Origin of the sequence: Inquilinus sp. Marseille-Q2685, from assembly GCF_916619195.1 — a bacterium.
Lineage (GTDB): Bacteria > Pseudomonadota > Alphaproteobacteria > DSM-16000 > Inquilinaceae > Inquilinus.
Map to the genome: position 1 here is coordinate 1,202,743 of NZ_CAKAKL010000001.1, position 13,003 is coordinate 1,215,745.

Below are 13,003 nucleotides of genomic sequence, written 5' to 3' on the forward strand. Positions count from 1 at the left end.
GCGCCTGGACGCGGCGCCAGATGTTGCGCAGGGTATGTCCGCTGAGAGGTACGATGAAGACCCTGATCCTGCTGCGGCACGCGAAATCCGACTGGGCCGACCCGACCCTGGCCGACCACGACCGGCCGCTGGCGGCGCGCGGCCGCGACGCCGCGCCCCGGATGGGCGCCTGGCTGAAGGCGCACGGCCCGATGCCCGATCTGGCGCTGTGCTCGACCGCCACCCGCGCCCGGCAGACGCTGGCGCTGGCGCTGGAGGCGCTGGGCGCCGCCCCCGAGACCCGCTTCGATCGCGGCCTGTACCTGGCCGGCGGCGCCGGGGTGCTGGCCCGGCTGCGCCGGGCGCCGGACGAGGCGGAAACGGTGCTGCTGGTCGGCCACAACCCGGACCTGGAGCAGCTGGCGCGCCGGCTGGCGGCGACGGGCGACGAGGCGGCGCGGACCCGGCTGGCGGAGAAATATCCGACCGCCGGCCTGGCGGTGATCGAGCTGCCGGTCGATCGCTGGGCCGAGGCCGGCCCGGGCGGGCGGCTGGTGGCGTTCGAGACGCCGAAGACGATCAAGAGCTGATCGCCTCAATTCCACCCAAATCAGAAACGGGTATTCGAAAGCTCATACAGAACAACCGTAATTCTCAACCGCTTCCACCTTTCAAATTATTCATCAATCTCAAACCATCCGGAGATCGAACGGCCATACGGCGGCACTATCCTTCGAATGAACTTATCGTAAGATGACAGATACTGGCGACGGGACGAAATCTCGGGGGCGTGGAAACGACACCGCGTCCCGACCGGACGCGGACGTCAGCAGAGGATGTTCGCCATGTCGCGTCTCTCCGCCCGCCTGCTCAAGACCGGTGCGGCCCTGATCGCAGCCGCCTCACTGGCCAGCTGCGTCGTCTATCCCGCCTATCCGCACCCGGTCTATTACCACTCGTACTACTATCATCCGTACTATCACGTCTGGTGAGCGGGGCCTGAGAGACCGTTTGGAAATGCACCTGGCGCGGCCGTCTGATGGCGGTTTTTCCGCTTCCGGTGCTCACGCATCAAACGTGCGCTGCGCTCCGGTTCTCGAAACCACCACCAGCCGACTCACGCCAGCGCATTTCCAAATGGTCTCTTACCCGACCACGAAGACCGGGTCGCCGATCACCGCCGGGTCCGGGGTCACCCCCAGGCCCGGGGCGGTGCCGGCGGCCATCCGGCCGTGCTTGCGGCGCGGCGCGTCGGGCGCGGTCGAGACGGTGACGTAGGAGTTGAAGTCGGTCGCCGAGAACAGGAGCTCCGGCGGGGTCGAATGGGCGAGATGGGCGATCGCCGCGGTGGCGACGTCGCCGCCCCAGGTGTCCTCGATCGTCATGGCGATGCCGAGGGCGGCGCAGAGGTCGCGGATCTGCCGCGCCCGGGTCAGGCCGCCGACCTTGGAGATCTTCAGGTTGATCACGTCCATGGCGCCGTCCGCCGCGCCGCGCAGCACCGCGGGCAGCCCGTCGATCACCTCGTCCAGCACGAAGGGCCGGGCGGTGCGGCGGCGGATCGTCAGGCACTCCTCGTAGCTGCGGCAGGGCTGCTCGATATACACGTCGACATCGCGCACGGCGTCGACCACCCGCGCCGCCTGGTGCATCAGCCAGCCGGTGTTGGCGTCGGCGATCAGCACGTCGCCCGGCTGCAGCTTTGCCGCCACGGCATGGATGCGGGCGATGTCGGTGTCCGGGTCGCCGCCGACCTTGAGCTGGAACTTGGTGTAGCCCTGGGCGCGGTATTCCGCGACCCGCGCGGCCATCGCCTCCGGGCTTTCCTGGCTGATGGCGCGGTAGAGGGCGAAGTCGTCGCCGTACCGGCCGCCCAGCAGATCGCAGACCGGCAGGCCGGCGGCCTTGCCGAGGATGTCCCAGCAGGCGATGTCGACCGCCGACTTGACGTAGGGGTGGCCGCGCATCGACCGGTCGAGATGGCGGTCAAGCACGCCGAGCTGCCGCGGGTCGAGCCCGATCAGCCCCGCCGCCAGCTCGCGCAGCCCGGTCCGCGCCCCCTCGGCATAGGCCGGCAGATAGGCGGGGCCGAGCGGGCAGACCTCGCCCCAGCCGGTCAGGCCGGCATCGGTGTCGATCCGCACCAGCGTGCTGTCGAACACGGTGACGGCGTTGCCGCCCGACCATCTGTAGCTGCCCTCGTGCAGCGGCAGGTCCACCTGGGGGACGGCGATCCGGGGGATGCGCATGGGGCCTCCCGCGGCAGTGGCGCGGAACCTTCGCGCGTCGGCCCCAGCCTGTCAAAGGCCGGTCAGCGGATGCCGGCGAGATAGCCCAGCAGCGAATCCGCGTCGTCGAACACGGCGTCGAGCGGCACCGCCAGCATCGGGTTCAGCCGGGCGCCGAGGAAGGCGGCGCGGGAATCGGTGTGCAGCCCGACCAGCCGGCGCCCGGGCTTGGCCAGCTGGCGATGGGCATAGGCCATGCCGAGCTCCAGCGCCGCGCCCTCGTCCGGCACCCGGCCGTCGAGCACGAACAGCAGCACGTCGCAGGCGAAGACCTGGTCGCGGTCGAGCTCGAAGATGGCGCGGCGCCGCTGCTCCGGCGTCATCGCCGCCCAGGGCTCGCGGCTGCTCTCCACCCCGTCGCGCTGCGGCAGGAAGACGGTGAAGCCCAGCGCCTCGATCCGCTCGGCCAGCACGGCGTTGAACACCTGCTCGGCGGCCGAGAACAGCGGCCCGGCGAAGTACAGGCGCGGCATCAGCCGCGGCCGATCACGTCCAGCGCCGCCTGGTGCAGCGCCGGGGTGGCGGCCGCCAGGACCTCGCCGGAGGAATCGAGGCCGAGCGGCCGGCCTTGCCAGTCGGTGACGACGCCGCCGGCGCCCTCGATCACCGGCACCAGCGCCATGTAGTCGTAGGGCTGCAGGCCGCGCTCCATCACCAGGTCGATGCAGCCCAGCGCGACCAGGGCATAGCCGTAGCAGTCGAGGCCGTAGCGGCGATGCCTCACCGCCCCGGCCAGCCGCCCAAAGGCCTCGAGGGAGTCGCCGGAGAACACCTCCGGCGAGGTGGTGGTAAGGATGGCGTTGCCGAGGCCGCCGCAGTCGCGGGTGCGGCAGGGCTTGCCGCCGGCCAGCGACGGGTGGCCGGCATGGCCGACGAAACGCTCGCCCAGCGCCGGCATCTCGATCACGCCAACCAGGGGCCGCCCCTTCTCGACCAGGGCGATCAGCGAACCGAATGTCGGCACGCCGGCGATGAAGGCGCGGGTGCCGTCGATCGGGTCCAGCACCCAGACCAGGTCGCGGTCGAGGCCCTCGCGACCATGCTCCTCGCCGAGGATGCCGTGATCGGGGTAGCGGCCGTTGATCATCTGTCGCATCAGCTGCTCGACCGAGCGGTCGGCCATGGTGACCGGCGAGTCGTCGGCCTTGTCCTCGACCGCGAGCCCGGTGCGGAACCAGCGCATCGCCGCCGGGCGGGCGGCGTCGGCCAGGCTTTCGGCGAAGGCGACGAGGGAATTGGCGGTCATGGCGAGGGCTCGGAACGACGGGCGGGGCCGCAGCCTCGCCGGAAACGAGCCGGCAGGCAAGCCTACGTCCGCAGCGCCGCCGCCAATGCCGCGATCTCCTCCGCCCCCTTCGTGCTCGGCGCGGTCTCGACCAGGGTGCGGCCGGACAGCATCGCCGCGGCGAAGCCGGTTCGGTTGCCGATCCGCGCCGGCAGCACCGGGATGCCGAGCCGGCCGATCTCGACCTCCAGCGCGTCGGCGACCTTGGAGCGCGACGGCACCCGGTTCAGCACGATGCGGGCCGGCACCTTCTCCTCCGCCGCCAGGTCCAGCGTCGGCTGTGTGGCCCAGAGGTCCATCGGGCTGGGTTGGATCGGCACCAGGACCAGCTGCGCCGCCCGTACCGCGATGCGGGCGTCGGAGGCGGCATGCGGCGGACTGTCGATCAGCACCAGGTCGTGCTTCGCCCGTGCCCGGTCGACCTCGGCCGGCACCCGCCATCCGGTGATGCGCAGATGGGTGAAGCCGGGATCGTCGCCGCGCGCCTCGACCCAGCGGCTGAGGCTGCCCTGCGGATCGATGTCGACGGTCGCGACCGGGAGGCCGGAGTGGACGAGGGCGGCGGCGAGAGGCGCTCCCAGCGTGGTCTCCCCCGCCCCGCCCTTCTGCTGCGCCACGGTGATCGTTCGACCGGCCATTTCGCACCCTCCGTTTCGCGGAAGTGTCGCCCGGCTTTTGCTGCAGCGCAACATGAGATGTCCGGCCGGGAGATGGCGGCCTTCCCCTGAGCGCATTGGCCCCCCGACGGCGGATCGAGCTATTAGAGCGGGCATGGACACCGCCCCGATCAAGCCCGAGATCGTCGATGACGGCCCCGCCGGCATCGCCCGCGCCGCGGCGCTGCTGCGCGAGGGCAAGCTGGTCGCCTTCCCGACCGAGACTGTCTACGGCCTGGGCGGCGATGCCACCAACGACCGCGCCGTGGCCGCGATCTTCGAAGCCAAGCGGCGGCCCAGCTTCAACCCGCTGATCTGCCACCTGGCCGACGCCGGGCAGGCCGAGGATCTGGTGCTGTTCGACGAGCGTGCCCGCCGCGTCGCCGAGACGCTGTGGCCGGGGCCGCTGACCCTGGTGCTGCCGCGGCGCGAGGGCTGCCCAGTGTCGCTGCTGGCCTCGGCCGGGCTGGACAGCCTGGCGATCCGGGTGCCGGCGCATCCGGCGGCCCGGCGCCTGCTGGCCGCGGTCGGCCGGCCGGTGGCGGCGCCCAGCGCCAATGTCTCCGGCGCCGTCAGCCCGACAACGCCGCAGCACGTGCTGGACGGGCTGTCCGGCCGGGTGTCGCTGGTGGTGGCCGGTGGGCGCTGCGCCGTCGGGCTGGAATCGACGGTGCTGGACCTGACCGGCGAGCGGCCGGTTCTGCTGCGCCCCGGCGGGGTGACGGTCGAGGAGCTGACCGCCCTGCTGGGCCCCATCGCCCTGCCGGAGAAGGATCCGGAGCGGCCAGCCTCGCCCGGCCAGCTGGCCAGCCACTACGCGCCGCGGGCGCAGGTGCGGCTGAACGCCGGCGCGATCGGGCCGGACGAGGTGCTGCTGACCTTCGGCCCCGACCTGCGCAGCGGGCCGAAGGTGATGAACCTGAGCGAGAAGGGCAACCTGGCCGAGGCGGCCGCCAACCTGTTCGCCATGCTGCGGGCCCTGGACAAGACCGGCGCCGGCACCATCGCCGTGGCGCCGATCCCCGAATCCGGCCTGGGCGCCGCGATCAACGACCGGCTGCGCCGCGCCGCGGCCCCACGACCCTAGGGAGCGAACGATGACCGACGCCGCGCTGCTGGACGCCCTGACCGCCATCACCGGCCCGCAGGGCGTGCTGCACGAGGCGGCGGACATCGCGCCCTATCTGAAGGAGTGGCGCGGCAAGTACCGGAGCACGGCCGGTGTCGTGGTGCGGCCGGGATCGACCGCCGAGGTGGCCGCGGTGGTCAGGCTGTGCGCCGAACGCGGCATCGGCGTGGTGCCGCAGGGCGGCAACACCGGCCTGTGCGGCGGCGCCGTGGCCGCGGCCGGGCAGGTCCTGCTGTCGACCGACCGTCTGACCCGGATCCGCGAGATCGACGCCGAGGGCGACCACATCACGGTCGAGGCCGGCGTGATCCTGGCCCAGGTGCAGGCGGCGGCGGAGGCGGCCGACCGGCTGTTCCCGCTGAGCCTCGGCGCCGAAGGCAGCTGCCGGATCGGCGGCAACCTGTCGACCAATGCCGGCGGCACCGCGGTGCTGCGCTACGGCAACACCCGCGACCTGGTGCTGGGCCTCGAGGTTGTGCTGCCCGACGGCCGGGTCTGGGACGGGCTGCGGGCTTTGCGCAAGGACAACACCGGCTACGACCTGAAGCAGCTGTTCATCGGCGCCGAAGGCACGCTGGGCGTGATCACCGCCGCGGTGCTGAAGCTGTTCCCGCGTCCGCGCAGCGTCGCCGCGGCGCTGGTGGCGGTGCCGGACCCGGCCGCCGCCGTGGCCCTGTTCGGCCGCGCCCGGGCCGAGGCCGGCGGGTCGGTCACCGGGGTCGAGCTGATGCCGCGCCTGGCGATCGACTTCGCGCTGCGCCATGTCGCGGGCGTGGTTGACCCGATGGCGGAGCCGCATCCCTGGTACGTGCTGCTGGAGCTGTCCTCCCCCGCCGCCGACGCGAAGCTGGCGGATCAGCTGGAGGCGATCCTGGCCGAGGGCTTCGAGGCCGGGCTGGTGGCGGACGCCGCGATCGCGTCGAGCGAGGCGCAGCGCAAGGCGTTCTGGCACCTGCGCGAGGCGATCGTCGAAGGCCAGCGCTTCGAGGGCGGGGCGATCAAGCACGACATCGCCGTGCCTGTGGCGAAGGTGCCGGAGTTCCTGGAGCATGCGACGGCCTTGGCCGAAACCATGGTGCCGGGCGTGCGTGTGGTGGGGTTCGGCCATCTCGGCGACGGCAACATCCACTTCAACCTGAACCAGCCGGTGGGCGCCGACCGTGACGCCTTCATGGCGCGCTGGGAGGAGATCGCCCACCGGGTGCACGACATCGTGGTCGCCCTGGACGGGTCGATCAGCGCCGAGCACGGGGTCGGCCTGTTGAAGCGCGACGAGATCGCCGAGCGCAAATCGCCGGTCGAAATCGAGCTGATGCGCCGGATCAAGCGGGCGATCGACCCGGCCGGGATCATGAATCCGGGCAAGGTGATCGAGGCTTAGTCTGGATTCGCGGTCGCTTGCTCTAACTTCCCAATTCTGTCATTGCCGGGCTTGACCCGGCAATCCAGAGAGCGTCGACATTCTCTGGATGCCCGGGTCAAGCCCGGGCATGACAGGAAATTGGGACAGCGCGTCGACAAAAACCTCCACCGCTGTCGAATCCGGCATCGCGCAGGCGACTAGGTGTGTCGACCCATGAGGAGGACCGCCCGATGGCCAAGAGCGACACCCTTACTCCCGCGGCCGAGCTGGCCCGCGCCAACCCCGTCCGCATCCCCAACGAGAGCGCCGAGTACCGCGCCGCCCGCACCGCGCTGCTGGCCGAGGAGATCGAGCTGCGGCGCCATATCGAGCGGGTCGCCGCCCAGCGCCGCGCCCTGCCGCCCGGCGGCGCGGTAACCGGCGACTATCGCTTCGAAGGCGCCGACGGTCTGACCGATCTGGCCGGGCTGTTCGGCGACAAGCAGACCTTGGTGGTCTACAGCTACATGTTCGGGCCGCAGCGCGAGCGCCCCTGCCCGATGTGCACCAACCTGCTGGGGGCGTGGGAGGGCAACGCCGCCGATATCGGCCAGCGCGTCTCGCTGGCCGTGGTCGCGCGCTCGCCCTTCGCACGGCTGGCCGCATGGAAGCGCGAGCGCGGCTGGCGCGACCTGCGCCTCTACAGCGACCTGAACGGGGCCTATTCGCGCGACTATTTCGGCGTCGCGCCCGACGGCTCGGACATCCCTGCGCTGAACGTGTTCACCCGGCGCGACGGCACGATCCGCCATTTCTGGGCCGGCGAGATGACCGGCGCCACCGCCGATCCCGGCCAGGACCCACGCGGCGCCCCCGACCCGGCGCCGCTGTGGATGGTGCTGGACTGCACGCCGGAGGGCCGGGGCGCCGACTGGTACCCGAAGCTGAGCTACGACTGAGAAGAGCGGCCGGGCGCGGCCGCTCCGGCCGCGCCCGCCTCACCAGTGCCCGCGACGCCCCCAGCCGCCGCGGTAATGGCGGTGATGGCGATAGCCGTCATCGTCATCGGCCAGCGCCGCGCCGAGGGCGATGCCGCCGACCGCCAGCAGGCCGGCCGCCAGAGCGGCGTTGGTGTCCTGCTGCTGCCGCTCCGCCTGGGCCTGGTACGACAGCGGGCCGACGGAGTCGCAGGCATAGGGATCGCCGTAGGAGCATTGCTGCGAGGCGTAGTTCAGCTGCATCTCGCTCGGGGTCGGCCCGCAGGCCGCCAGGGCGACCAAGAGTCCAACGATACCAACCCGCGAGAGTCGAGACCCCAACGAACCGGCAACCATATTCATCTCCAGCCGACCAGGCCTTCTCCAGTCGGCACGCCGTTTTCCAATTGAGGCAATTCCATGGCAACTTCACGGCGAACCTTGGAATTACCCACAGGGCGGCGGGATGACTTACCGGACCCAACGCCCCTTCCATCCCAATACACGGGCGACTTGGATCATTCCGTCGATCGACTGAGCGGAACCCGACGGCTGTCGCCGTTCGGCGCCGCGGGTCCGGCTACAGCGCCCGCCGCGGGGCCAGGCGCAGCCGGACCATTGCCGGGGCCGGCATCGGCTGCGTGCGGGCGGGCCGGACCCGATGGGCCAGGACCGGCCGGGGCGCGCCATCGCGGCCGCGCTTCCAGGGCTGACCGTTGAACCAGGCGGCGCCGCGGGCCCAGACCCAGAGCAGGGCGATGCCGCCGAGATTGACCACGAGATGCGGCAGCAACCCGGCGCCCGTCTGGTCGAGGACGATGCCGCCGACGAAGGACAGGGCCATGCCGAGCAGGAACACCGACAGCGAGTGCCGGCCCATGATCGCCACCGGCTCCGCCCCCCGCGGGGTGATCAGGCCCGGCGCGGCGCGCAGCAGCGACACCACGACATAGGCCAGGGCGAAGAAATGCAGCAGCCGCAGGGGGCCGACATCGGTCTTGCGCGCCAGCGGCTCCAGGATGTCGCGCATGCCGGCGAACAGGCCGCCGTCCAGCCGGACCAGCGACAGCGCCAGCGCGGCGCAGAAGACGAGATAGACCACCGCCGCGGTGATGCGGCCGCGCGTCGCCTGTGGCACGTCGAACCAGCCGGCACCGTAGCCGTAGCCGGCGACGAACAGGACCTGCCAGGCGAAGGGATTGAAGAACCAGCTGCGGCCGGTGGTGGAATCCGCGATCAGGTTCCAGTCGCCCACGATCGCGCCGACATAGAGCACCGCCGAGGTCGCGACCACGATGGCCGGCGATAGGCGCGCCAGCAGCACCATCGCCGGGATCGCAGCCAGCAGCACCATGTAGAGCGGCAGGATGTCGAAGTAGTTCGGCACATAGTGCAGCGACAGCAGGGCGACCAGCGACGCGCCAGGATCCTGGAAGAACCGGTCGATGCCGAGGCGGGAGATGTAGTTCGGCTCGGCGAACATCCGGTTTGCCACGACGATGACGCCGCAGATGAGGATGAACAGGCCGATATGGGCGCGATAGAGCTGCCAGACGCGCTGCGCCACCCGGCCGAGCCCGGCCAGGAACCCGGCCCGGCCGAAGCTGCGGCCGAACGCCATCGCCGAGGACAGGCCGGCCAGGAAGATGAAGATCTCCGCCGCGTCGCTCAGCCCATACATCCGCGGCGTGAACATTCCTGCAATGTTCCCGGGCGTATGGTTGATGAAAATGATGATCAGCGCGAGACCACGGAAGAAATCGATCCGAACGTCCCGCACCGGCGTCTGTGCGGTCATTTCATCTCTCCGACTGCATCAACCCGACGAGGCGATGCAATTGGGGAACGCTTCATACAGGACGAGGTTCCCTCGAAAACCGAGTCGTGAAACACTGCCGCACGGAGGGGCGGATTGAGCATGTTTCGCCTGTGCATCGCGATCCTGCTGCTGGCGGTCGGGCCGGTCCTGCACCGGCCTGCCCGGGCCCAGGGCATGGCGCCGGCCGAGACCGTGATGTTCAAGAGCCTGTCCGGCGAGGTGATCACCGGACGCCTGTTCCTGCCCAAGGGCACGGGCCCCTTCCCGGCCGTGGTCGGGCTGCACGGATCCGGCGGCTACGCCCCGGCGCATGACCGCTGGGCGACCCGGCTGACCGCCAGCGGCTACGCCATGTTCCTGGTCGACAGCTACACGCCGCGCGGCTATCGCGAGATCGTCTCGGTCGGCCTGTCGACGATCCCGGTCGAGCTGCGCGTCAAGGACGCGGTCGGCGCCCTGGAATACCTGCAGACCCGCAAGGAAATCAATCCCAAGCAGATCGCCGTCCTCGGCTGGTCCCAGGGCGGCACCACCGCGGTCGCCACCGCGGCGACGATGCGGCAGTCCCTGATCGCCAAGACGGCGCCGCATTTCGCCGCGGCGATCGCGCTGTACCCCCGCTGCAACCAGTACATGACCGACGCCCAGCCGGTCGGCGACACGCCGCTTCTGGTGCTGATGGGGGCGGCCGACAGCGTGACCCCGGCCGCAGCCTGCGACACGCTGTTCGACGCCTGGCTGTCCAAGGGCGCCGCGGTCAGCCTGATCGTCTATCCCGGCATGCAGCACAACTTCGACTTCACCGCCCCGACCACGGCGATGCTGGACCGGACCCAGCCGATCGCCGATCCGCCGGCGCTGAGCCCGAGCTGGACCCCGGTCGACGACGCCGAGCTGCGCGCCCTGAGCTTCCTCGACAAGCGGCTGGGGCTTGATTTGGGCGCCGGTTCGGTGAAATCTCCCCTTTACGTAAACGGAAACTCGAACCAGACCGGAAGCCAGGGAGTCGTCCGATGACCGCCTATGCCGCGCCGATCTCCGACATGCGCTTCGTGCTGCGGCATCTGGTCGGACTCGACAGTATCGCCGCCTTGCCCGGTAAAGGCGAGACCACGCCGGAGCTGGTCGAGGCGGTGCTGGAGGAGGCGGGCAGGCTGGCGGCCGAGGTCATCGCCCCCCTCAACGCGATCGGCGACCGCGAGGGCGCGCGGCTGGAGAACGGCGTGGTGCGCACCGCCCCCGGCTTCCGTGAGGCCTATGCCCGGTATCGCGACGGCGGCTGGAACGCGCTGCCCTTCGAGGCGGAATGGGGCGGCCAGGACCTGCCCTGGGCGGTGGCGATGGCGGTGTCGGAGATGTGGCAGTCGGCCAGCCTGGCCTTCGGCCTGTGCCCGGTCCTGAACCAGGGCGCGGTCGAGGCGCTGCAGGCGCACGGCTCCGACGAGCAGAAGCGCACCTACCTGCCGAAGCTGGTCTCCGGCGTCTGGACCGGCACCATGAACCTGACCGAGCCGCAGGCGGGATCGGACGTCGGCGCGGTGCGGACCAAGGCGGAACGGCAGGCGGACGGCAGCTACCGGATCACCGGCCAGAAGATCTTCATCACCTATGGCGACCACGACATGGCCGAGAACATCGTCCATCTCGTGCTGGCCCGCACGCCGGACGCGCCGGCCGGGATCAAGGGCATCAGCCTGTTCCTGGTGCCGAAGCTGCTGCCCGACGCCGACGGAAACCCGGGCGAGCGCAACGACCTGCGCTGCGTCAGCCTCGAGCACAAGCTGGGCATCCATGCCAGCCCGACCTGCGTCATGGCCTATGGCGACAAGGGCGGCGCCACCGGCTTCCTGATCGGCCAGGAGAACCGCGGCATCGAGTACATGTTCACGATGATGAACAACGCCCGGCTGACCGTCGGGCTGCAGGGCGTGGCGATCGCCGAGCGCGCCACCCAGGCGGCCGAGGCCTATGCCGCCACCCGGATCCAAGGCAAGCCGATCGGCGCGGACAACGGTGCGCCGATCTCGGCCCATCCCGATGTCCGCCGCATGCTGCTGTCGATGCGCAGCCTGACCGAGGCGGCGCGGGCCCTGACCTACAGCGCCGGCGCGGCACTGGACCTCGCTCGCGGCCATCCCGACCCGATCGAGCGTGCCCGCGCCCAGGCCCGGGTCGACCTGCTGACCCCGGTGGTGAAGGGCTGGAGCACGGATGTCGGCTGCGAGGTCGCCTCGACCGGCATCCAGGTGCATGGCGGCATGGGCTATATCGAGGAGACCGGCGCCGCCCAGTTCCTGCGCGACGCCCGGATCACCCCGATCTATGAGGGCACCAACGGCATCCAGGCCAACGACCTGGCGTTCCGCAAGGTGGCGCGGGACGGCGGCGTCGCCGCCCGGCAGCTGTTCGAGGAGATGGCGCGGACCCAGGCGGAGCTGGCCGCCCACCCGGGCGCGGCGCCGATCCGCGACCGGCTGGTGGAGAGCCTGGCGGCGCTGATGGCGGCGACCGACTGGGTGGTCGAGACCGCGGCCGGGAACCCCGCCGCCGTCGCCGCCAGTTCGGTCCACTACCTGCGCATGTTCGGCCTGGTGGCCGGCGGCTGGCTGATGGCCCGGGCGGCGCTGGCCGAGGACGACGACGCCGCGTTCCGCGCGACCAAGCTGGCCCATGCCCGCTTCTTCGCCGAGCAGTACCTGCCCCAGGCCGCGGCGCTGCTGCTGCCGATCACCGAGGGCTGGCGGAGCGTGGTGGAATAGCCGCGCCCGTCAGGCGTGAATCCCCAGCCGCTGCACCTCCGCCGCGGCGTCGCGCCATTCCTGGGCGTAGTCGACATCCTGGTAGTTCTCGAACCACGGACCGCCGCGGGTGTAGTGCACCGCCTGCGGATAGCCCGTCTCCGGCTTCGGGTACCAGCCCTCGAGCCAGTTCCAGCCGGTGTCGAGCGAGCCGATCTGGTCGTCGGTCAGCCACTGGAAGCGGTGCAGGAAGGCGCCGGTCTCGCGGTTCACCACCTCCGGCGTCAGCGTCGCGTTCGCCGGATGGGCGCAGTTGAACAGCATCAGGCTGGACCAGTTCTTGCGCGGATATGCTGTCTGCGGCTTGCCATCCATCTTCACCGCCTCCTTCGGCTGATAGTCGTGCTGCACGACCATCACCGCGTAGCGGTCCTGCGCCTGGGCAAAGAGGTCGGCGATGTCGGCGAACCACAGGAAGTCGCAGTCGCAGAACACCGCCCAGCCCTTGTATCCGGCCAGCGCCGGCACCAGGAAGCGGCTGAAGGTGAACTCGGTCGAGCCCAGCGTGTCGACCGGGCGGGTGTAGATGCCCTGCGCCCGCAGCTCCGGCAGCTTCAGCGGCGTGACCTCGACCGGTTTCGACGCGTGCTGCAGCACCGAATGACGGCAGACCTGCCACGCGATGTCCTCGCGCGAATCGTAACCGACATAGAGGCGCAGCGCTTCGCTCATTCCCATGCTCCCGATTTGCGACCGGCTCGCAACGCCCCTTCCCTAGCACGGGCGCGGG

Annotated in this window: 14 protein-coding genes; 7 read left to right on the forward strand and 7 right to left on the reverse strand. The window is 70.8% G+C overall.

The window, feature by feature from the left end; all coding sequences use genetic code 11:
- The first annotated feature begins 53 nt into the window (after positions 1–53).
- Entirely contained in the window at positions 54–569 is a 516-nt protein-coding gene (locus LG391_RS05630) for a histidine phosphatase family protein (RefSeq protein ID WP_225767001.1), read from the forward strand.
- 255 nt (positions 570–824) lie between these two features.
- The gene (locus tag LG391_RS05635; protein ID WP_225767002.1) at positions 825–971 is read left to right on the forward strand and encodes a hypothetical protein; all 147 of its coding nucleotides are present in this window, start codon (positions 825–827) and stop codon (positions 969–971) included.
- Between the two features lie 153 nt (positions 972–1,124).
- Here LG391_RS05635 and LG391_RS05640 read toward each other — a convergent pair whose 3' ends face one another.
- The 4 genes from LG391_RS05640 to parA all read right to left on the reverse strand — a co-directional run bounded on the left by LG391_RS05640 (position 1,125) and on the right by parA (position 4,190).
- Positions 1,125–2,228 carry a cis-3-hydroxy-L-proline dehydratase gene (locus tag LG391_RS05640; RefSeq protein ID WP_225767003.1) on the reverse strand — a complete coding sequence of 368 codons (1,104 nt, stop codon included), beginning with the start codon at positions 2,226–2,228 and terminating at the stop codon, positions 1,125–1,127.
- Positions 2,229–2,290: 62 nt separating this feature from the next.
- Positions 2,291–2,740, reverse strand: coding sequence for a nucleoside 2-deoxyribosyltransferase domain-containing protein (locus tag LG391_RS05645; RefSeq protein ID WP_225767004.1), 450 nt, complete (start codon positions 2,738–2,740; stop codon positions 2,291–2,293).
- Positions 2,740–3,513 carry a histidinol-phosphatase gene (gene hisN / locus LG391_RS05650; RefSeq protein ID WP_225767005.1) on the reverse strand — a complete coding sequence of 258 codons (774 nt, stop codon included), beginning with the start codon at positions 3,511–3,513 and terminating at the stop codon, positions 2,740–2,742. The genes LG391_RS05645 and hisN overlap by 1 nt, the downstream gene beginning before the upstream one ends.
- 62 nt (positions 3,514–3,575) lie before the next feature.
- On the reverse strand, positions 3,576–4,190 hold the full coding sequence (gene parA / locus LG391_RS05655; protein WP_225767006.1) for a ParA family partition ATPase: 615 nt from the start codon (positions 4,188–4,190) through the stop codon (positions 3,576–3,578).
- 133 nt (positions 4,191–4,323) lie between these two features.
- Here parA and LG391_RS05660 point away from each other — a divergent pair, with 133 nt between their 5' ends.
- From LG391_RS05660 to LG391_RS05670, 3 genes are all read left to right on the forward strand, one after another.
- Complete coding sequence (locus tag LG391_RS05660; protein WP_225767007.1) at positions 4,324–5,295, forward strand: L-threonylcarbamoyladenylate synthase; 972 nt, start codon at positions 4,324–4,326, stop codon at positions 5,293–5,295.
- A 10-nt stretch (positions 5,296–5,305) separates the two neighbouring features.
- Positions 5,306–6,718 (forward strand): FAD-binding oxidoreductase, encoded by a 1,413-nt coding sequence (locus tag LG391_RS05665; protein WP_225767008.1) that lies wholly within the window; start codon positions 5,306–5,308, stop codon positions 6,716–6,718.
- Positions 6,719–6,930: 212 nt separating this feature from the next.
- Positions 6,931–7,638, forward strand: a complete 708-nt coding sequence (locus tag LG391_RS05670) for a DUF899 family protein (RefSeq protein ID WP_225767009.1) — start codon at positions 6,931–6,933, stop codon at positions 7,636–7,638.
- A 39-nt stretch (positions 7,639–7,677) separates the two neighbouring features.
- Here LG391_RS05670 and LG391_RS05675 read toward each other — a convergent pair whose 3' ends face one another.
- Both LG391_RS05675 and LG391_RS05680 read right to left on the reverse strand, forming a co-directional pair.
- Positions 7,678–7,959 carry a hypothetical protein gene (locus tag LG391_RS05675; RefSeq protein WP_225767010.1) on the reverse strand — a complete coding sequence of 94 codons (282 nt, stop codon included), beginning with the start codon at positions 7,957–7,959 and terminating at the stop codon, positions 7,678–7,680.
- Between the two features lie 277 nt (positions 7,960–8,236).
- Positions 8,237–9,454 carry an OpgC family protein gene (locus LG391_RS05680; protein ID WP_225767011.1) on the reverse strand — a complete coding sequence of 406 codons (1,218 nt, stop codon included), beginning with the start codon at positions 9,452–9,454 and terminating at the stop codon, positions 8,237–8,239.
- A 120-nt stretch (positions 9,455–9,574) separates the two neighbouring features.
- On the opposite strand from LG391_RS05680, the gene LG391_RS05685 reads away from it, so the two are divergent.
- Both LG391_RS05685 and LG391_RS05690 read left to right on the forward strand, forming a co-directional pair.
- Positions 9,575–10,492, forward strand: a complete 918-nt coding sequence (locus tag LG391_RS05685; RefSeq protein ID WP_225767644.1) for a dienelactone hydrolase family protein — start codon at positions 9,575–9,577, stop codon at positions 10,490–10,492.
- Positions 10,489–12,234, forward strand: a complete 1,746-nt coding sequence (locus LG391_RS05690) for an acyl-CoA dehydrogenase (protein ID WP_225767012.1) — start codon at positions 10,489–10,491, stop codon at positions 12,232–12,234. Before LG391_RS05685 ends, LG391_RS05690 begins: the two co-directional genes overlap by 4 nt.
- Before the next feature lie 9 nt (positions 12,235–12,243).
- On the opposite strand, the gene LG391_RS05695 is transcribed toward LG391_RS05690, so the two are convergent.
- Entirely contained in the window at positions 12,244–12,945 is a 702-nt protein-coding gene (locus tag LG391_RS05695; protein ID WP_225767013.1) for a hypothetical protein, read from the reverse strand.
- Positions 12,946–13,003 lie beyond the last annotated feature (58 nt).